20 protein-coding genes are annotated in these 19,095 nt (G+C 71.3%); 14 read left to right on the top strand and 6 right to left on the bottom strand.

Features of this window, described 5'->3' with window-relative positions; translation table 11 throughout:
• Positions 1–59: 59 nt before the first annotated feature.
• From AC4NN1_RS08340 to AC4NN1_RS08325, 4 genes are read left to right on the top strand one after another with little or no spacing between them, the layout of a single operon-like run.
• A complete protein-coding gene (locus AC4NN1_RS08340; protein WP_018186919.1) occupies positions 60–857 on the top strand; it encodes a sulfite exporter TauE/SafE family protein in 798 nt (265 codons plus the stop codon).
• A 37-nt stretch (positions 858–894) separates the two neighbouring features.
• Positions 895–1,341, top strand: coding sequence for an FAS1-like dehydratase domain-containing protein (locus tag AC4NN1_RS08335; protein ID WP_036324300.1), 447 nt, complete (start codon positions 895–897; stop codon positions 1,339–1,341).
• A complete protein-coding gene (locus tag AC4NN1_RS08330; RefSeq protein WP_018186921.1) occupies positions 1,338–1,745 on the top strand; it encodes a MaoC/PaaZ C-terminal domain-containing protein in 408 nt (135 codons plus the stop codon). The genes AC4NN1_RS08335 and AC4NN1_RS08330 overlap by 4 nt, the downstream gene beginning before the upstream one ends.
• Positions 1,745–2,881, top strand: coding sequence for a UDP-N-acetylmuramate dehydrogenase (locus tag AC4NN1_RS08325; RefSeq protein ID WP_491955013.1), 1,137 nt, complete (start codon positions 1,745–1,747; stop codon positions 2,879–2,881). The genes AC4NN1_RS08330 and AC4NN1_RS08325 overlap by 1 nt, the downstream gene beginning before the upstream one ends.
• A gap of 101 nt (positions 2,882–2,982) precedes the next feature.
• Here AC4NN1_RS08325 and AC4NN1_RS08320 read toward each other — a convergent pair whose 3' ends face one another.
• Genes AC4NN1_RS08320 through AC4NN1_RS08300 form a run of 5 tightly spaced genes read right to left on the bottom strand, consistent with a single transcriptional unit; the run spans position 2,983 to position 9,316 of the window.
• Entirely contained in the window at positions 2,983–4,182 is a 1,200-nt protein-coding gene (locus AC4NN1_RS08320; protein WP_491955012.1) for a pyridoxal phosphate-dependent aminotransferase, read from the bottom strand.
• A 50-nt stretch (positions 4,183–4,232) separates the two neighbouring features.
• Positions 4,233–6,149, bottom strand: a complete 1,917-nt coding sequence (locus AC4NN1_RS08315) for a glycoside hydrolase family 127 protein (RefSeq protein ID WP_491955011.1) — start codon at positions 6,147–6,149, stop codon at positions 4,233–4,235.
• Between the two features lie 2 nt (positions 6,150–6,151).
• On the bottom strand, positions 6,152–7,039 hold the full coding sequence (locus AC4NN1_RS08310) for a carbohydrate ABC transporter permease (RefSeq protein ID WP_026302866.1): 888 nt from the start codon (positions 7,037–7,039) through the stop codon (positions 6,152–6,154).
• 10 nt (positions 7,040–7,049) lie between these two features.
• Positions 7,050–8,021 (bottom strand): carbohydrate ABC transporter permease, encoded by a 972-nt coding sequence (locus AC4NN1_RS08305; RefSeq protein ID WP_491955010.1) that lies wholly within the window; start codon positions 8,019–8,021, stop codon positions 7,050–7,052.
• Positions 8,018–9,316 (bottom strand): ABC transporter substrate-binding protein, encoded by a 1,299-nt coding sequence (locus AC4NN1_RS08300; protein WP_018186927.1) that lies wholly within the window; start codon positions 9,314–9,316, stop codon positions 8,018–8,020. Before AC4NN1_RS08300 ends, AC4NN1_RS08305 begins: the two co-directional genes overlap by 4 nt.
• A 164-nt stretch (positions 9,317–9,480) precedes the next feature.
• On the opposite strand from AC4NN1_RS08300, the gene AC4NN1_RS08295 reads away from it, so the two are divergent.
• The gene (locus tag AC4NN1_RS08295) at positions 9,481–10,506 is read left to right on the top strand and encodes a LacI family DNA-binding transcriptional regulator (RefSeq protein WP_336126225.1); all 1,026 of its coding nucleotides are present in this window, start codon (positions 9,481–9,483) and stop codon (positions 10,504–10,506) included.
• 3 nt (positions 10,507–10,509) lie between these two features.
• On the opposite strand, the gene map is transcribed toward AC4NN1_RS08295, so the two are convergent.
• On the bottom strand, positions 10,510–11,283 hold the full coding sequence (gene map, locus AC4NN1_RS08290) for a type I methionyl aminopeptidase (protein WP_020098103.1): 774 nt from the start codon (positions 11,281–11,283) through the stop codon (positions 10,510–10,512).
• Between the two features lie 97 nt (positions 11,284–11,380).
• Between map and pnuC the strand changes: the two genes are divergently transcribed.
• The 9 genes from pnuC to AC4NN1_RS08245 are packed head-to-tail and all read left to right on the top strand — an operon-like array spanning position 11,381 to position 19,082.
• Positions 11,381–11,986: a nicotinamide riboside transporter PnuC gene (pnuC, locus tag AC4NN1_RS08285; protein ID WP_491955009.1), complete on the top strand. Its 606-nt coding sequence runs from the start codon at positions 11,381–11,383 to the stop codon at positions 11,984–11,986.
• Positions 11,979–13,061: an AAA family ATPase gene (locus tag AC4NN1_RS08280; protein ID WP_491955008.1), complete on the top strand. Its 1,083-nt coding sequence runs from the start codon at positions 11,979–11,981 to the stop codon at positions 13,059–13,061. The genes pnuC and AC4NN1_RS08280 overlap by 8 nt, the downstream gene beginning before the upstream one ends.
• Positions 13,062–13,070: 9 nt before the next feature.
• Positions 13,071–13,958: a hypothetical protein gene (locus AC4NN1_RS08275; protein ID WP_491955007.1), complete on the top strand. Its 888-nt coding sequence runs from the start codon at positions 13,071–13,073 to the stop codon at positions 13,956–13,958.
• A complete protein-coding gene (locus AC4NN1_RS08270; protein WP_491955211.1) occupies positions 13,951–14,643 on the top strand; it encodes a hypothetical protein in 693 nt (230 codons plus the stop codon). Before AC4NN1_RS08275 ends, AC4NN1_RS08270 begins: the two co-directional genes overlap by 8 nt.
• Positions 14,640–15,275 (top strand): potassium transporter Kef, encoded by a 636-nt coding sequence (locus AC4NN1_RS08265; protein ID WP_491955006.1) that lies wholly within the window; start codon positions 14,640–14,642, stop codon positions 15,273–15,275. The genes AC4NN1_RS08270 and AC4NN1_RS08265 overlap by 4 nt, the downstream gene beginning before the upstream one ends.
• On the top strand, positions 15,272–16,993 hold the full coding sequence (locus AC4NN1_RS08260) for a VWA domain-containing protein (protein WP_491955005.1): 1,722 nt from the start codon (positions 15,272–15,274) through the stop codon (positions 16,991–16,993). Before AC4NN1_RS08265 ends, AC4NN1_RS08260 begins: the two co-directional genes overlap by 4 nt.
• On the top strand, positions 16,927–17,136 hold the full coding sequence (locus AC4NN1_RS08255) for a hypothetical protein (RefSeq protein WP_491955004.1): 210 nt from the start codon (positions 16,927–16,929) through the stop codon (positions 17,134–17,136). Before AC4NN1_RS08260 ends, AC4NN1_RS08255 begins: the two co-directional genes overlap by 67 nt.
• Positions 17,129–17,740, top strand: coding sequence for a phosphohydrolase (locus AC4NN1_RS08250; RefSeq protein ID WP_491955003.1), 612 nt, complete (start codon positions 17,129–17,131; stop codon positions 17,738–17,740). The genes AC4NN1_RS08255 and AC4NN1_RS08250 overlap by 8 nt, the downstream gene beginning before the upstream one ends.
• Positions 17,733–19,082 (top strand): AMP-binding protein, encoded by a 1,350-nt coding sequence (locus AC4NN1_RS08245; RefSeq protein WP_491955002.1) that lies wholly within the window; start codon positions 17,733–17,735, stop codon positions 19,080–19,082. Before AC4NN1_RS08250 ends, AC4NN1_RS08245 begins: the two co-directional genes overlap by 8 nt.
• Positions 19,083–19,095 lie beyond the last annotated feature (13 nt).

Below are 19,095 nucleotides of genomic sequence, written 5' to 3'. Positions count from 1 at the left end.
GGCCGCTGCGGTCCCCGGGAGTAGGGTCGAGGCATGCGTTTCGTGTCGGATCTGCCCTCGTGACCGCGCTCCCGACCATCGACCGCACCCCGCGCTACTACCTGAGCGCCCTCGGCATCGGTCTGCTCGCCGGGCTCATGTCGGGCATGTTCGGAGTCGGCGGCGGCACGGTCATCGTCCCGCTCCTGCTGACGCTCCTCGTCTTCGACCAGCGCCGCGCCGCAGGCACGTCGCTCGCCGCCATCGTCCCGACCGCCGCCGTCGGCGTCATCTCGTACGCCGCTGTCGGCGCGGTGGCGTGGATCCCCGCGCTCATCCTCGCCGCGGCCGCCGTCATCGGTGCGCAGGTCGGCACCTGGCTGCTCGCGCGGCTGCCGCAGAACGCGATCCGGTGGGGGTTCATCGCCTTCCTCGTCGTCGTGATCGTGATGCTGTTCATCGTGGTGCCGTCGCGTGATGCGGAGGTCCCCCTGACGTGGGGCACCGGCATCGGATTCGCCGTGCTCGGCGTCTTCACCGGGATCATGGCGGGGCTCCTCGGCGTGGGCGGCGGCGTCATCGTCGTGCCGGCGCTCATGTTCCTCTTCGGGACGAGCGACCTCGTCGCCAAGGGCACCTCGCTGCTGATGATGATCCCCACCGCCATCTCGGGCACGATCGGCAACCTGCGTCGCCACAACGTCGACCTCGTCGCGGCGGCGGTCATCGGCGTCGCGGCGTGCACGACCACGGCCCTCGGCGCCTGGCTCGCGACCCTCGTCGATCCCTTCACGGCGAACGTCCTCTTCGCGGTGTACCTCACGTTCATCGCGGTGCAGCTCGGGATCAAAGCGATCCGCGCCCACCGCGCCCGCTGACCGGACCCGCGGGAGGCCCGGACGGTAGGATCGTCCGGTGCCTGTGAATCCCGAGTTGCTCGGTCGAGCCTTCCCGCCGACCACCCCGTACCTCGTCGGACGCGAGAAGGTGCGCGAGTTCGCCCGTGCCGTCTTCGCGACCGACCCGCAGCACGACGACCCCGCCGCGGCTCAGGCCCTCGGCTACGCCGACGTCGTCGCGCCGCCCACCTTCGCGATGGTGATCCAGGACATCACGCTGCAGCAGCTGCTGGGCGAGCCCGACTCGGGCATCGTGCTCGAGCGCGTCGTCCACGCCGAGCAGCGCTTCCGGTACACGCGACCCATCGTCGCCGGCGACGAGCTGACCGGGCGTCTCACGGTCACCGGCATCCGTGCATTCGGCAAGGGTGCGATGGTGACGAGCGAAGCCGAGATCACGGATGCCGGTGGCGACCACGTCGTCACGGCGACGTCCGTTCTGCTGGTGGGAGGAGACGAATGATCCCCCTCGAGGTCGGCGCGGTCGTCGCCGAGCGCACCGTCCACCTGACGCGCGCGTCGCTCGTCCGGTACGCGGGAGCGTCGGGCGACTTCAACCCCATCCACTACAACGACGCCGTCGCCGAGCGCGTCGGCCTGCCCGGCGTCCTCGCCCACGGCATGCTGACGATGGGCCTCGCCGTCGAGACGATCGTCGAGTGGCTCGGCGACTCCGGTCGCATCCTCGAGTACGGCGTGCGCTTCACGCGCCCCGTCCTCGTCGACACCGAGGCCGGCGCGGACGTCACGGTCGTCGCGAAGGTCGGCGCGGTCGACGACGATGCCGTGCGTATCGATCTGACGGTCAGCCACGACGGCACGACCGTCCTCGGCAAGGCGCAGGTGCGCGTCCGCGCGGCATCCTGATGCCCGAGATCACGCCCGTCCCGCTCTCTCAGCTCACGACTCTCCGGGTCGGCGGGTCTCCGCAGCGGATGGTCGAGGCGACGACGGCCGACGAACTCGCCGACGCGCTCCGCGAGGTCTGGGCGGCGGGGGAGCCGTGGCTGGTCCTCGGCGGCGGATCGAACCTGCTCTTCTCCGATGAGGAGTTCGAAGGCACCGTGATCCTCGTCCGCTCGTCGGGCATCGAGCGGCTGCCCTCGCCGAACCCCGGTCACGTGCGCCTCAAGGTGCAGGCGGGTCACTCGTGGGACGACCTCGTCGCGCAGACGGTCGCGGCTGGGCTCAGCGGCATCGAGGCGATGGCCGGGATCCCCGGCACGACGGGCGCCGCGCCCATTCAGAACGTCGGTGCGTACGGTCAGGAGATCGTCGAGACGCTCGTCGAGGTCGAGCTCATCGACGAGGCGACCGGCGAGGTGTCGGTGGTCCCGGCATCCGATCTCGGTCTCGGTCTGCGCACCTCGGTGCTGAAGAAGCACTACGGGTCGGTGCCGGAGCGTTCGGCCGTCATCCTGTCGGTGACCCTCGAACTCGCCCAGGTCGGCCACGGCGCGGTGCCCGTCCGCGGTGCGCAGCTGCGGTCGGCGCTGGGACTCGACGCGGATGCCGAGGTCACCCTCGCGTGGATCCGCGAGACCGTCCTCGAGATCCGCGGACGCAAGGGCATGGTGCTCGAAGAGGACGACCACGACACGTGGAGTGCCGGGTCGTTCTTCCAGAACCCGGTCGTGTCGGCGCAGTTCGCCGCGACCCTCCCCGCGGAGGCGCCGCGGTGGTCGATGGCGCCCGCCCTCGAGGCGGATCGCGTCATCCCGCTCGACCGGTTCGACGGGTTCATCCCGCCGCGCGCCGGCGGACCCGCGCCCGTCAAGATCAGCGCCGCATGGCTCATCGAGCACGCAGGGATGCGCAAGGGCTTCCGCCTGCCCGGCTCGCAGGCATCGCTGTCGACCAAGCACGCGCTCGCGCTCACGAACCGGGGACGTGCGACGGCCGAAGAGGTCGCCGCCCTCGCTCGGCTCATCCAGCAGCGCGTGCAGTCCGAGTTCGGCGTGCTCCTGCAGCCCGAGCCGGTGCTCTTCGACGTCGAGCTCTGACCCGGGGCGTTCGTCGCCGAGGTCCCGATCCGGCCGGGAACAGCACGCTCATTCCCGGCCGGAAGGGGACCTCGGCGATCGTCGCCCGAGTCCGCCCTGCGTCAGGCGAAGAGGCGCTGAAGGCGCTGGACGCCCTCGAGCAGCTGGTCCTCGCCGAGCGCGTAGGACAGGCGCAGGTAGCCCGAGGGGCCGAAGGCCTCACCCGGGACGACGGCGACCTCGGCGCGCTCGAGGATGAAATCCGCCAGCTCGAGGGAGGTCTCGATGCGGACGCCGTCCCATTCGCGCCCGAGCAGGCCCGTCACGTCGGGGTAGACGTAGAACGCACCGAGCGGGTTCGGGACGGTGACGCCCGAGATCTTCGCGAGTTCGGCGACGATCAGCCCGCGACGACGGTCGAACGCCTGTCGCATCTTCTCGGCCTCGTCCTGCGGCCCGGTGAGGGCGGCGAGGGCCGCGCGCTGCGCGATGTTGTTGACGTTGGAGGACAGGTGCGACTGCAGGTTGCCGGCGACCTTGATGGCGTCGGCGGGGCCGACCATCCAGCCCACGCGCCAGCCGGTCATCGCGTACGTCTTCGCGACGCCGTTGACGAGGATCGTCTGGCCGGCGAGCTCCGGCACGGCCTCGACGATCGACTGGGCCCGCGCGCCCTCGTAGACGAGGTTCTGGTAGATCTCGTCGCTGATCACCCAGATGCCGTGGGCGAGGGCCCACTCGCCGATGGCCTTCGTCTCGTCGGGGGTGTAGACCGCGCCGGTCGGGTTCGACGGCGAGACGAACACGAGCACCGTGGTCTTGTCGGTGCGAGCGGCCTCGAGCTGGTCGACGGTGACCTTGTACTCCTGGTCGGCGCCGGCGAACACCTCGACGGGCACGCCGTCGGCGAGGGCGATCGCCTCGGGGTAGGTGGTCCAGTAGGGCGCGGGGAGGAGGACCTCGTCGCCGGGGTTCACGACCGCCTGGAAGGCCTGGTAGACGGACTGCTTGCCGCCGTTGGTGACGATGACCTGCGACGGCGCGACCTCGAGCCCGGAGTCGCGGAAGGTCTTCGCCGCGATCGCCTCACGGAGCACCGGGAGGCCGGCGGCGGGCGTGTAGCGGAAGTTGGCGGGGCCGCGCAGGGCCTCGGCCGCGGCATCCACGACGAACTGCGGCGTCGCGAAGTCGGGCTCTCCGGCCGCGTACGAGATCACCGGGCGACCGGCGGCCTGCAGGGCCTTGGCCTTGGCATCGACCTTGAGGGTCGCGGACTCGGCGATGGCGGTCAATTTGCGGGAGAGCGGGGCGCGTTCGGTCACCCTCCGAGCGTAGCGTCGCGGGGTGGGCACGCACAGCGCGTCGGCCCCTGTTACAGCGTCGTCGGGAGCCACACGCGCATCGTCGACGGTCCCCGGTCTCCCCAGTCGCGATATGGCACGAGCCTGACCTCGCGCGCCGCTGCGGCGGAGAGGTCAGCCGGGCCGTACGGCCACGTACGGGCGTCGTCGTCACGAATCCCGATGGGCAGCCAGACCTCGCCGTCGCGTTCGACCGGACGCGCCCCTCGATCGACGACGGCCCGGTCGACGGAAGCGCCGAGGTCGGTCGATTCGAGCGCGTAGACGACCGGACCGCGCTCTATCGCGACACTCCCGCGCACCGCGTCGATGAGCGGATGCGGATGCGTCACCCTGGCCTCCAAGGGCAGACGCAGCTCGATCACATCACCGGCACGGAAGACACGATGCACCGTCGCCATGCCCGGGGCGAGCGTCTGCACGTCTCGTCCGTCGGTCAGGGTCGCAGAGTCGGCCCAAGACGGCACCCGGAGACTCAAGGTCCACGGGTCCTCCGGCGACTCGGTGATGCGCACCCGGATGAGTCCGTCGTCCGGGTACGCCGTCTCGACGTGGAAGGCGATGACGTCTCCGAACGGCGCGGTGGTGCGGATCTCGGCATCGGCGTATTGGTGGACCTGGATGCCGCGATCGTCCGCCGTGGCGACGTAGGCGCCCAGCGCGGCGATCGTGCGTGCCAGATTCGGCGGACAGCACGAGACCTCGAACCACGGCGCACGCACCGACGACGAGGCGCGCGGCGACGTCGTCTCGGGATCGACGGGTTCGCCGGGGGTGCGCTGGTGGAGCGTGTTGGCATAGAAGAACGAGCGGCCGTCCGACCCGACGGCGGTGGCGACGACGTTGAAGAGCGTGCGCTCGATGAGGTCGGCGTGCGCAGGGTCGCCGTCGGCGAGCAGCAGCCGCCACGACAGCATCACGGAGGAGACTCCCGCGCACGTTTCGGAGTACGCGCGGTCTGGCGGCAGTTCCCAGTCCTCGCCGAAAGCTTCGTCCTGATGATGCGAGCCCTGGCCACCGGTCAGGTAGGTGCGCCGCGCGACGGCGTGCAAGGTCTGGCGGCGGACGGCATCCAGCAGCTCGTCGTCGCCCTGCTCGACGGCGACGTCAACGGCACCCGCGGCGAGGTAGTTCGCCCGAACGGCATGGCCGCGCAGAGAGTGCGCCTCCCGGACGGGCACATCGTCTTGGAAATAGGCGCGGCCCCACTCGATGTCGGCCAGCGTGCCGCGGCCGCGTCGCTCGATGAACAGTGCCGCTTGCGCGAGGTAGCCCGGCTCGCCGAGGGCGCGACCGAGTTCGGCGAGCCCGGTCTCGATCTCGGCGTGGCCGCAGACCCGCTCGATCCCGCCGGGTCCGAACACCCGGCAGACGAGGTCGGCTGCCCGCCGCGCGACCGCCACCAGGCCGTCGTCGGCGTCCGGTCGCGTGCGGTGCCGGGCGACGGCGGCCTGGAAGAGGTGACCCAGGCAGTACAGCTCGTGTCCCCACTCGAGTTCCGACCACCGGGGTGCCTGTCCCGTCCGTCCGAACATCGTGTTCAGGTATCCGTCCGACTCCTGCGCAGCCGAGACTCTTGCGACGACACGATGGAACGTCTCCTCCGCGGCCGCGTCGGGCCGGCGTCCCACCTCCCACGCGAGGGCCTCGAGGTACTTGTAGACCTCGGAGTCCGAGAACTCCCGCCCACGACGCCCCTCGGGGAGCTCGCCGCGCGCGGCGAGATCGAAGTTGCCGAGCCAGCCCTCGGACTCCAGCCGTGCATGGATGTGGGGGAGGGTCTCGGTGGCGTTGAGCCGCTGACGCTCGGCCCACAGCCCCCCCGTCACGGTGACCTCGGACAGGCCCAGCGGGCGCACACGCCCACGACTGGGGCTGGCAGGCGCGACGGGCGGAGTGATCGCAGTGTGCGGGAACAGAGGAGTCATGGTCATCCCTTGAAGGCGCCGGACATGAAGCCGCGGACGTAGTGGCGTTGCAGGATCAGGAAGAGCAGGATGCAGGGCAGTGCCAGCACGACGACCCCGGCCTCGGTGGCGCCGTAGTCGACGACTCCCTGGGCCTGACCGCGGAGGTTCGCGACGGCCAGGGGGAGGGTCATCCGGGCGGAGTCGTTGATGAGGATGAGCGGGGCGAAGAAGTCGTTCCACGCCGTCAGGAACGCGAACAGGCCGACCGTGATGAGACCCGGCTTGACCGCGGGGATGAGGACCCGCCACAGGGCACTCAGCGGTGTGCATCCGTCGACCATGGCGGCCTCGTCGAACTCGCGGGGGACCGACTCGAAGGAGACCCGCATCATGAACATCGAGAACGGCAACTGGAACATGGTGATGACCAGCGCCACGCCGACGAGCGAGTTCTGCAGCCCGACGGCGTTCAGCAGAACGTAGAGCGGGATCAGGAGGGTCGCGTAGGGCACCATCAGGATCGCCAGGACGAGCAGGAACAGGACGTTCTTCCCGGGGAAGTCGAAACGCGCGAACGCGTAGCCGCCCGTCAGCGAGAGCAGCAGTGTCAGGGTCACGGTCAGCAGTGAGACGAAGAGCGAGTTGCCGAGGTACACCCAGACGCCGGCTTGATAGTCGGCGAGAGCGAGGTAGTTGCCGAAGCCCCATCCGTCGGTCTGGCTGGTGCCGGCCCGCGGGCCGACGGACGAGATCGCCGTCCAGATGAGCGGGTACAGGAAGATGATCGCGAGGGCCGTCGTGAAGACGGCGGACGGGATGCCGAGCACCGCCCGTCGCGCACGGGACCGGCGGCGTCGGGGCGGCGTCGGGGCGGAGCCGGGGGCGATCAGGGTGCGGGTGGCGGTCATGGCCATCGCTTCAGCTTTCGTCGGGGCGGCGGAACGCGCGCAACTGGAAGATGTTGATGACGACGAGGGTGAGCAGCACGATCACCGAGAAGGCTCCGGCGACACCGAGGCTGTTCTGCCCTTGGAACGCGACGCTGTAGATGAGCTGCACGATGGTGACGGTGCTGTTGTCCGGGCCACCCTTGGTGAGGATGTAGAACTGCTCGAACGCCAGCAACGAGCCGGTGACGCACATCACGGTGGTGAGTGCGAAGGTGGGGCGCAGCAGCGGAACGGTGACGTCGCGGAACGTCTGCCATCGTGACGCGCCGTCGATGCGCGCCGCCTCGTACACCTCGTCCGGGATGCCCTGCAGCCCCACGAGCATCAGCAGCATGTAGAAGCCGGCGTAGCGCCACACGATGAGGAACACCGTCGACCACAGTGCGCCCTCGGGGGTGCCGAGGAAGGTGATGCCCCAGGCATCCATCAGGTCGGCGAAGGGGCCCGCGATCGGCGAGTAGAGCACGTAGAAGAGCAGCGACGCGGAGGCGAGACCGAGGGCGCTCGGTACCAGGAACGCCGTCCGCAGGAACCCTTTCCAGCGTGTGCTCTCTTGCACGATGAGGGCGAGTCCGAGGCCGAGGCCGAGGAGGAGGACCGTCGTGATCACGGTGTAGATCAGGGTGAACCGGATCGAGTCCCAGAACAAGCGGTGATCGACCGCATCGATGTAGTTCTCGGGGAAGTTCACTCCCCGGTTTCCCCCGAGCAGGGGCCAGTCGGAGACCGACATCTGGAGCACGAGCAGCAGGGGGATGACGAACAGGAAGATGACGAACAGCGCCGTCGGGGCGGCGAAGCCCCAGCCCTGAGCGGGTCCGCCGAGGGGGCGGGACCGCCGTCGGGTGCGCGGAAGGGGAGCGGTGACGACCATGTCGACCTTTCGTGCCGGGGTGGAAGCGGGGGTCGCATCGGTCGAGGCGACCCCCGCTCGGATCACTGCTGGAGGATCGCGGTGATCTCGTCGTTGTCGGCGTCGACCGAGTCGCCGTCGCCGAGGACAGCGTTTCGGACGAGGGTCAGCCACGGGCTTCCGGGTGCGTTGAACGCCTGCTGGAAGTTGAGCGCGACCGGGGTGTCGCCCTTGCCGGCGACCTCGTTGATGGTGACGAGTCGGGGGTCGGCGTCGGAGAACGTGTTCGACGCGAGGTCAGCCCTCGAGACGACGTCCTTGTTCTTCGCGAGGACACCCACCTGCGCGTCCTCGGACATCAGCCAGTTGAGGAAGTTCCATGCCTGCGGGGACTTCTTGGAATCCTTCGAGATGCCGATACCGTCACCGCCGACGAAGGTCGAGGCGCCGCCGTTCGGTCCCGCGATGCCAGCGACTCCGGCGTCGAAGGGCGTCGAGGACAGCAGGGTGGCCGGGTAGTACATGAGCCCGACCTTGCCTTCGGTGAATCCGGCCGTCCAGGTGGGACCCGTCTCGTCCTGCGAACTCGGAAGGACCGCGCCCGAGTCCCAGAGGTCTTTCCACGTGGAGTAGATCTCCTTCGCGGTGTCGCCGGCGAGCAGCGATTCGGTACCGTCCTCGCTGAGCACCTTCTCGCCGTCGGCCCAGATCGCGGGGAACCAGGTGAAGAGCAGGCAGCCGCCGCAGTTCAGGCCGGTCGCGGTTCCGTAGACACCGGGCTTGTCGAGGGCCTGGATCGCCTTGGCCGCCGCGGCGAACTCCTCGAGGTCGGCGGGGGCCTTGTCAGGGTCGAGGCCCGCCTCGGTGAAGAGCTCCTTGTTCCAGAAGAGCATCGACAGGTCGAGCACGAACGGGAGCACGTGCTCCTTGCCGTCGGAGGTTCCGGCGCTCAGGTGGCCCTGGTTGATCTGGTCCTTGAAGTCGAGCCCGTCGATCTGCGCGGAGATGTCCTGGAAGAGACCCTGCTCCACCCAATTCGGGACATAGACGATGTCGGCGGCGAACAGGTCGGGAAGGCCGTTCGAGCCGGCGGCCGCGCCCACTTTGGCGACGTAGTCGTCGTTCGGGACGACCGTCAATTCGACCTGGTTCTCGTGCGAGTCGTTGTACGCCTCAACGAGGAGCTTGGCCTGCTTCTCGAGCGGTGCGCGGGTCCACAGGGTCAGGGTCGATCCATCGTCGACGCCCTCCGCGGGGATGTCTGCGGGAGGTGTGGTGCCGGGCGAGCCGCCGGCGCAGGCCGCGAGCGAGCCGATGAGTGCTCCGGCTGCGAGCAAGGCCGTGAGTGTCCGCCGTCGGGAGCGGCGGGGGAAGGTGTTCATCGCGATGTCCTCTTACTCTCCGTCGAGTGAGTGTCGCGGCGGTCGCCGCAGGCACCAGGTGCTTCGGTCGGGCCTCGAAAATATCGAAACCCATTTCGGGACGATACTGCCGGTAGGGAGTAGGGTCAAGAGCGTCCACCGAAATGATTTCGAAAAGGGATCGCATGGCCAGTAACGACACGGGCGTCCGCACCACGACGCTCAGCGACGTCGCCCGACTCGCCGGGGTGTCGCTCGCGACCGCGTCGAAGGCGATGAACGGTCGCACCGACGTCGCGCCCGCGACTCGTCGGCGCGTGCTGGAGGCCGCCGAGGACCTCGCCTTCACCCCGAACGCCATGGCCAGAGGGCTGCTCGCCGGTCGGACGGGGACCGTCGGCCTGCTCACGAGCGACCTCGACGGTCGTTTCATGCTGCCGATCCTCATGGGCGCCGAAGACGCTTTCGGGGCCGGTCAGGTCAACGTCTTCCTCTGCGATGCGCGCGGCGACGCGATCCGCGAGCAGCACCACCTGCGCGCGCTGCTGAGTCGCCGGGTCGACGGCATCATCGTCGTCGGGCGCCAGACCGACCCGCGCCCGTCACTCGGGCAGGACATCCCGGTGCCCGTCGTCTACGCGTACGCTCCGTCGGACGACGACCGGGACCTCTCCCTCACCCCGGACAATCGCGCAGGCGGTCGCCTCGCCGTCGAGCACCTCCTCGCGTGCGGGCGGACCCGTATCGCCCACATCTCGGGCGACCCGACCTACGCCGCCGCACGCGAACGGCTCGACGGCGCCCGCTCAGCGCTCGCCGACGCCGGGCTCGACTTCGTCGGCGAGCCGCTCTCGGGCGATTGGTCCGAGCACTGGGGACGGGATGCCGCGGCCACCCTCCTCGGGCGCCACCCTGAGATCGACGCGGTGTTCGCGGCATCCGATCAGATCGCGCGGGGCGTCATCGATACGGCGCGCGATCTCGGGCGCTCCGTTCCCGACGACCTCGCCGTGATCGGATACGACAACTGGGAGCTCCTCGCGACGAACTCGCGCCCCGAGCTCACGAGTATCGACGCCAACCTGCAGCAACTCGGTCGTCGCGCGGCCCAGCGCGTGTTCGAGGCGATCGATGGAGCGGAGATGGGTGAGGGTGTCCGGCATCTGCCGGTCCGCCTGGTCATCCGCGGGTCGACGGTTCCCCGTCGCTGAGGCTCAGCGCGTGGGGCGCGTGAGGATCTCGTTGCCCGATTCGAGGATCGCGACCGTGTGCTCGGTGTGCGCGGTGCGGCATCCCGTCGCGCTCCGGAGCGTCCAGCCGTCGTCGTCGACCTTCAGCTCGTCGGTGTCGACCATGACCCACGGCTCGATCGCGAGCATGAGGCCGGGGCGCAGGCGGTAGCCACGGCCCGCGCGGCCGATGTTCGACACGTGCGGATCCTGGTGCATCGTCGTACCGATGCCGTGCCCGCCGAACTCGGTGTTGACGGGGTAGCCCGCGGCGGTGAGGACGTCGCCGATCGCGGCCGAGATGTCGCCGATCCGGGCGCCGGGCTGCGCCGCCTCGATGCCGGCGGCCAGGGCCTCCTGGGTCGCCGTGATGAGCGGGTCGTTCTCGGCGTGGGCGCCGCCCCCGACGGTGAAGCTGATCGCGGCGTCCGCGGCCACGCCGCTCGTCTTGATCGCGAGGTCTAGGGTCAGCAGGTCGCCCGCGACGACGCGCTGATCGCGCGGCCGACCGTGGAGGACGGCGTCGTTCACGGCCGTGCAGATGTAGTGGCCGAACGGGCCGCGACCGAACGACGGCGCGTAGTCGACGTAGCAGGATTCGGCACCCGCGCCGAGGATCATGTCCTTCGCCCACGCGTCGATCTCGAGGAGGTTCGTCCCCGGCTTCACGCGCTCCTTGATCCCGTGCAGGATGTCGCCGACGAGTCCACCCGTCGTGCGGGCGCGGTCGATCTGGTCGGGGGTGAGGATTTCGATCACGAGGCAGTCCGTTCGGTCATCAGGCGCAACGGACAATAATACGTCCGCGTGCCTCGCCGTGGTCGGGAGTCGCTCGACGCCCCTCTAGGCTCGTCGTGTGCTCGAGTGGATCCTGGCCGAATGGATGCAGATCGTCGGATTCGCGACGGGGGCCGCGTGCGTGTTCCTCGCCGCTCGCCGGAACATCTGGACCTACCCCCTCGGCATCGCCAACAACATCGTCTTCCTCGCCGTCTTCGTGCCGGCCGGGCTCTACGCCGCCGCAGCACTCCAGGTCGTCTACCTCGTGCTCGGGGTCCACGGCTGGGTGCGCTGGGGGCGCGGCGTCGAGCAGGACAAGGGCTACATCGCCCGCACGCCGCGCCGTGCCGTCCTGTGGCTCGTGGTCGCCGGCATCGGCGGCACGGCCGTGCTCGCCTGGTTCCTCGCGACCTTCACCGACTCGCAGGTGGCGGTGGCGGATGCCGCGACCACCGCGGCGAGCCTCGTCGCCCAGTACATGCTCAACCGCAAGTGGATCGAGAACTGGTTCGTCTGGATCGGGGTCGACATCGCCTTCGTCGCGCTGTCCATCGTGACCGGCCTGTGGATCGTCGCGGCCCTCTACGTCCTGTTCATCGGTCTGTGCGTCGGCGGCTACGCGGGCTGGCGGCGCGTCGAGCGGACGTCGGCCCCCGGCGAGGTCGCGGCCGCGCGTGTCTGACACGCGGTTCCGCCACGGCGTCGTGGTGGGGAAGTTCTACCCCCTGCACGCCGGGCACGCCCACCTCATCCGCTCCGCGGCGCGTCAGTGCGAACGGGTGACGGTCGAGGTCATCGCCGCGTCGGTCGAATCGATCCCGCTCGCCGAGCGCGCGGCCTGGATCCGCGAGGAGCACCCGACCGTCCGTGTTGTCGACCACCTCGACGACACCCCGGTCGACTTCGCCTCCGACACCGCGTGGCGGGCGCACACCGCGACGATCGCGGGCCTGCTCGACAGCCCGGCGGATGCGGTCTTCACGTCCGACGCCTACGGCGAGGAGCTCGCCCGACGCCTCGGCGCGACCTGGGTGCAGGTCGACCCGGGGCGCATCCACAACCCCATCTCGGGAACGGCGATCCGCGCCGACATCGCTGCGCACTGGCACGAACTCGCCCCCGCGGCCCGGGCGTCGCTTGCGGCCCGCATCGTCGTGCTCGGTGCCGAGTCGACCGGTTCGACGACCCTCGCCGCGGCGCTCGCCGAAGAGCTCGGGACGACGTGGGTGCCCGAGTACGGCCGCGAGTACTCCGAGATCCGTGACGGCGGCCTCGACGCCCCGTGGCGGAGCGACGAGTTCGATCTCGTCGTCGACCGCCAGATGGCGATGGAGGATGCCGCGCTCCGCCGCGTCCCCACGCCGGTGCTCGTCTGCGACACCGACGTGCTCGCCACGGCGCTCTGGCATGAGCGCTACGTCGGGCGCCCGGCCCGCGGCATCCGTCGTCGGGCGGACGGCCACCGGCCGGCGCTGTACGTCCTCACGGGGGACGAGATCCCGTTCGTGCAGGACGGCATGCGCGACGGCGAGCACATCCGGCACGCCATGCAGCGCCGGTTCCGCGAGGTGCTCGCCGAGCAGTCGGTGCCGTGGCTGGAGGTGCGCGGATCGGTCGCCGAGCGGGTCGCCGCCGTCCTGCCGGCCGTCCGCGAGGCGATCGTGCGGGCGACATCGTTCGCGGCTCCCCTCGAAGGGCGCCCGCTCGCCGAGCAGGAGGCCCTCCGCGGGCGCACCGCCGGCGACGCGTCCCGTTAGGCTGGCGCGATGGCGGACCGCTGGCACAAGCTCTCGGAATCACCCACGACGAGTGCAGCGGATGCCGGTGTCGCACCGCTCACCGCGGAGGATCTCTTCCGCGCACCCGCCCGCGCCGAGGCTCCCGCGCTCGATGAGAAGGCCCGTCGCGCCTATTACTGGATCGTCAACCGTGCCGTCATCTCGCCCTACTACGACATCGAGTTCTCCGACGGCGATCCGCTGACCTTCGGGGTGGGGGATGCCGGGGCGGAGATCACTCTGCCGACGCAGCCGTCCTTCTCATCGAACGTCCTCCTCCCGCTCCTGTCCTTCGTCGTCGGAGGCAAGTGCCTGCTGATCGGCGGACCCGGACGCGGCAAGACGACCGTCGCGGTCCTCATGGGCGTCCTCTCGGGGTCGACCGCCGAGGCGGTGCGCCGCGGAGTGCAGCAGGGGCAGCCGCAGCTCACGATCAGCGACCTCGTCGGCATCCCGCTGCCGCGCGACCTCGTGCAGGCGGGCTCGCTCGCCGAGATCGGCATCGCGTGGCGCGAGTGGCTCACGCGCCCCGTGAAGATCGTCGACGAGTACAACCGCATCCCGACCAAGACCCAGTCCGCGCTCCTGACGATGGTCGCCGAGGGCTATGTCGAGAGCCACGACCAAGATGCGGCGGACGGCGCCGGAGTCGGGCGTCGAGAGCTGGTTCTTCACCGCCAACGACGACGCCGGCGGCGGGACGTTCCCCGTCATCCAGGCGCTCCGCGACCGCATGGACGTCACCGTCCCGGCGGCGGGGTTCAACAGCCGGTTCTTCGACGAGCTCGTCGCCCGCGTCGAGGCGGGCGAGAAGCCGGAGGAGCACGTCCCCGACGAGCTCGTCTTCGACGGCGACGAGCAGCGTCGGATGCGTGACGAGGTGCGGGCGGTGCCCGTTCCCGACGCCGTGCGTCGCCGCCTGGAGTTCTTCTTCAGCCACTTCGAGTTCGTCCAGGGCGGCGGGCGGCGGTTCGAGTACCGGACGAAGGACACCGTCACGACGGCCGGCGGCCGGGTGCCCGAGGTCATCGAGTCGAACTCCGGCGCCGACCTCACTGCGGACCTCGGCGCCCAGACGATCAACGGGCTGTCGGTCCGGGCTCTCCAGACGCTCATCCTCTACGCGAAGGCGATGGCGTGGTTCCGCGGCCGGCCGACGGTCGAGATCGCCGACGTCGCCGCGATCCTGCCGTTCGTCCTGCGTGGCAAGCTGCTGCCGAACCCGACGCATCCGCGGTTCGACGTCGGCGCCGAACGCGAGCTCGCCACCGACCTGTCGAGCTGGCTGAGCGACATGTTCGCGGAGTCGTGCCGGCAGTACGAGGCGCTCGGCCGCGGGCAGGACGATCCGGTCCGGACGCTGCTGGCCGACCTCGACCGCGGGCTCGACGGCGTCAGCGCTGTGGACGCGTCGCGCCGCCTCACCGAGATCGAAGCGCGCATCCGCGCGATCGCGGCGACGGGCAAGGTCTACGGCCGCGACTTCGACGACCTCGTGACGCTCAAGTACCTCCACCAGCGCTACACGGCCTACCTGCGGTGGGCGGAGCGCCGCGCGTGATCCGGCGTCCCGGGCACCTCGCGGCTGCGCCCCCGTCCGCGCCGATGCCGCACGTCGAGGGCCTCGACGTCGATCTCGCCGCCCGGAACACGGCGGCAGCCGGGGGCGACCCCGCACGCTTCGCGGCGTCGTTCGCCGCCGGGTTCGCCGCGGCATCCGACGTCGACGCCGTCGACCTCGCCGGTGTCGCCGCCTGGCGAGCCGGCGCCCTCGCGCTCCGGGACGACGCCCTGCAGCGTCTCGCGCGGCTGTCGCAGACGCATCCGGATGCCGCGGCCGCAGCCCTCGGGCTCGATTCCGCCGACCTCGACGCGTTCCTCGAGGCGCAGCGGGACGACCGGTTCTGGTGGCCGGGGCGGGCGGCATCCCGCGGCTACGTATGCGCCGTCGGCGGCTTCGCCGGCCTCGGCGGGGCGTGGATCGCACCGCCCGTCGAAGCGGCTCCGCTCGGCGACCTGGGAGCCTTCGGCATCCGGACGGGCAAGCAGTGGTGGCGCCTCGACGCCGATGTGTGGGGGTCGCGGCTGCGCCCTCTCGACGACGCGCCCGAGGCGGCGGCCGGGGGAGCGGCGAGCATCGTGCTGTTCCCCGATTCCTACCTCGCCTGGATCCACGTGCGGGATGCCGCGTGAGCGCCCCGGCGACGGTCGTCCCGCTGGAGGGTGGGACGCGGGAGGCGTGGGAGAGCGCTCTCGGGCTCTGGGGTGTGCACCTGCGCGACGTGCGTCTCGCCCCCGGGGAGGGCGCCGCGAAGGGCACCGCTGCCTGGTTCTCGTTCCCGCCGTCGGTCACCGTCGACCCCGACATGATCCGCACGTGGGGCGTCGAACACGAGGCCGAGAGCCTGTTCGCCCATGAGATCGGCCATCACGTCGTCGCCCCGGCCACCCGGATGGATTCGCTGAAGATCCGCCATCAGCTCGCCCGCGCACTCGCCGCCGCGGGGGCGGACCCGGTCACGGCGGACGACCTCGCGCTCCTGTCGAACCTCTGGACCGACCTGCTCGTCAACGCCCGGGTCGCGCTGCTGCAACGCCGCCGCGGCGACACGGAGCCGGTCGGGATCGTGCGACTCGTGCAGGCGACGCTCCCCGCGCCCGAGAGCGCCGATCGCCTCTGGTGGGTCTACCTGCGGACCTTCGAACTCGTCTGGGGCCTCCCCGCCGGGCGACTCTGCCCGCCCGCGCCGCCGGCTCCGGCCCCACCGGCTCCGCCGCGCGGACGCTCCGACGCACCGTGGGAGGAGATCCCCGAGAAGCACCGCGAGCAGGAACGCGCGCTCCGCGAAGCGCGTCGCGAGCGCGAGCGCATCGCCGCCGAGCTCACGGGAGCGATCACGACGCGTCCCGAGGCGGATGCCGACCAGCTCGCCGGCGTCGTGCGCTCCTTCGCGCACGATCCGGTGCTCGGGGCGTTGCGGTTCGGAGTGCTCACGGCGCCCTACATCGTGGAGCGGCAGCGGTCGTCGCGACGGACACCGCCGGCCGGGCCGGGCCACGGCGCGGGCTGCGCTGCCGACGACGCGCCGGTGACCGCCGAGGAGCTCGGCCGCATCCTCTCCGACCGCCGGTTGCACGGCGGCATCCCGGCCCATCCCGGGTCGAGCGGCCCGGGTGCGATCGGCGAGGGCGGCGGGGGAACCGGCGCCGGCGGCGGTAACGGCCAGGCGCTCGGGCTCGCCCGCACCCTCGCGCTGTACGGGGCGAGCGACCCGGACGAGGTCATGGCCGCCTGGTACCGCGCCGAGGCGGCCGCGTGGGTGCGACCGTTGACGCAGCGGATGCCGGCGGTCCCCGCTCCGGAGCTGCCGGGGCCGCTCGAGGTCTGGGAGACGGGCGACGACCTCGCCGACCTCGACCTGCCCGCGACCCTGCAGGCCGGGACCACCGTCCTCCCCGGGGTCACGACGCGTCGGCGATCGTTCCTGCCCGACGAGCCGACGCCGCGTGAGGCGAGCATCGCGCTCGACGTCTTCATCGACTCGTCGGGCTCCATGCCGCGGCCGGGCCGCGGATCGTCGGCGGTCCTCGCCGGCATGATCGTCGCGCTGTCGGTGCTCCGCGGCGGGGGCCGCGTGCGCGTCACGAGCTTCTCGGGGCCGGGCCAGGTCGCCGGCTCAGACGACTACAGCGGACGGTCGGCGGCGTCGTCCGCGACCTCGCGTTCTTCTTCGGCGGCGGGACGACCTTCCCCCTCGACCTGCTCGAGCGCCGCTACGCAGGGCTCCGCCCACCCGCACCGGATGAGCGGCGGCACCTCCTCGTCCTCTCCGACGACGGTCTCGTGTCGATGTTCGGCGACGGCAATGCGGAGTACGCCGACGTCGCCGCGCGTGTGCGGCCGCTGCTGACGACGGCGACCCTCCTGCTCTCGGCGCGCTCGACGCGCGTCGACGCGCAGGCCGCGGCGGCCGGGTACGACGTCCTGCACGTCCAGACGATGGACGACGCCCCTGCTGCGTGCGCCCGATTGGCGGAGGCGCTCCGTGGCTGAGTCCGAAGAACTGCTGTCGGCATGGTCGGCATCGGCCCCGCCCGAGGACCGCGCGTGGGAGGCGACCGTTCCGGGTCCTTCTCTCGCTGCGGTCGCGGCACGAATGGCGAGCGTCCCGCGCTCCTTCCTCGACGCGCGGGTCTCGATCGCCGCGCTCGCCGGCGACGTGCTCCGTCCCCGGCTGCTCGCGGTGGCCCACGAGGACGACGACCGCGTGCGCCGCGGGGCCGCGGTCGGCCTCTGGCTCGTCGCGAGCGAAGACCTCGTCGAACCGTTCGCGCCCTCGGTGGCAGCGGCCCCGGGCATCGGGCGCGCCGTCGACGCCCTCGCGCTCCGTCTCTCCCCGGTCGTCGACCCGTGGGAGTGGCTGTCGGACGACGAGCGCCGCGAGGAGGCGGTCCGCACGTTCCTCCTGTGGGCGGGGCTGCGACCCGCCGGCGAGGACGTGACGACCGCCCGCAGTCTGCTCGAGGCACGGGATTCCCTGCGCCGGAACGCCGCCCTCGCGCAGGCCTACGCCGCGCACCGCCACCGCGACGAGATCGCCCGCCGGCTCGCCGAGGCGCGGGCGAAGGAGGCCGCCGCGAGGTACTCGAGTGAGTGACCCCGACGACTCCCTCGCCCTCGCCGAGTACACCCCGGGCTCGGCGGCCGTCCTGACCGACGCGGAGCGATGGCCGACGATGGATGCCGCCGGTGCCGCACGCCTGGACCGGTGGCGCCGGCATCCCGCCGCACCCGACTGGGTCCACGCGACCGGCGACCGGCTGACGGCCGAGATGGTCGAGCGCACCCGTCGGCCGCTGCCGACGGACGGCTGGCTCGAGGAGCACCTCGGGGCGGCGCGGAACCTGCTCGCGTACCGGGGGCTCGGCGACCTCGCCGCGCTCACGGACTTCCCGCCGATCACGCGGCAGCACCTCGTCGACGACCTCGCCGCGTTCGTCCCGCTCGACGCGGACCTCGACCGGATGCTACACGGCACGAGCTCGGGGTCGACCGGCGCCGCCCTCCTCATTCCCGACGACGTCGAAGAGGTCGCCCGCGGCTTCCACCTCATGGTCTCGCTCGTCCGGGCGCAGGGGATCGACTGGTCTCCGGACGGCGAGCGGTTCGCCGTGGCATCCGTCGTCTTCCAGCGGCAGGCGTTCACGTACGTCTCGCTCGTGAGCGGGTTCGCGCACCGGGCGATGGCGCGTCTGAACCTCGACACCGGCGCGTGGCGGCGACCGGGCGACCGTGTCGCGTTCCTGCGCGACGCCGATCCCCAGGTGATCACGGGGCACCCGACGAGCCTCGCCGAGTTGCTCCAGCCCGAGCTGCGGGGCGTCCTGCGTCCGCTCGCGCTGTTCTCGGGCGCGATGGCGCTGTCGGGGCCGCTCCGCGCCGACCTCGAAGAGGCCTACGGATGCCCCGTCTTCGACGTCTACGGTCTGCATGAGACCCGGCCGATCGCCGTCCGCACGGACGACGGACCGTTCCGTGTGCTCGACCGGCGCGTGCACCTCGAGGTCCTCGACGCAGAGGGAACCGTGGTGCCCGAGGGTGAGGTGGGGGAGATCACGGTGACGGCGGGGGAGAACCCGCTGCTGCCGCTCGTCCGCTACCGCACCGGTGACACCGGACGGTTGGTCCGCTTCGCCGACGGCGGGATCGGCATCGCGGACCTCGAGGGGCGGGAGAACACCGTGTTCCTCGCCGCCGACGGCCGGCGGATCCCGTGCGTCGATTTCACCCAGCAGTTGCAGACCCACGGGGCTCGGGGGTGGAGCATCGAGCAGGCGGCGGACGGGAGCATCGACGCGCGGATCGTCGGCGGCGATGCGGATGCCGTCGAGCGCGTCCTGTCGGCGCTGCTCGGTCGAGGCGTCGACGTGCGGCGGTACGAGCGGCTCATCGAGCTCGGCGAGGGCAAGCCGCGGCGCTACCGCAGCGCCGCCGGCTGACCGGCCCGGGCGC

It is taken from the genome of Microbacterium sp. MDV22-iso44, from assembly GCF_058629135.1.
This window is presented reverse-complemented; position numbering and strand designations above follow the sequence as displayed.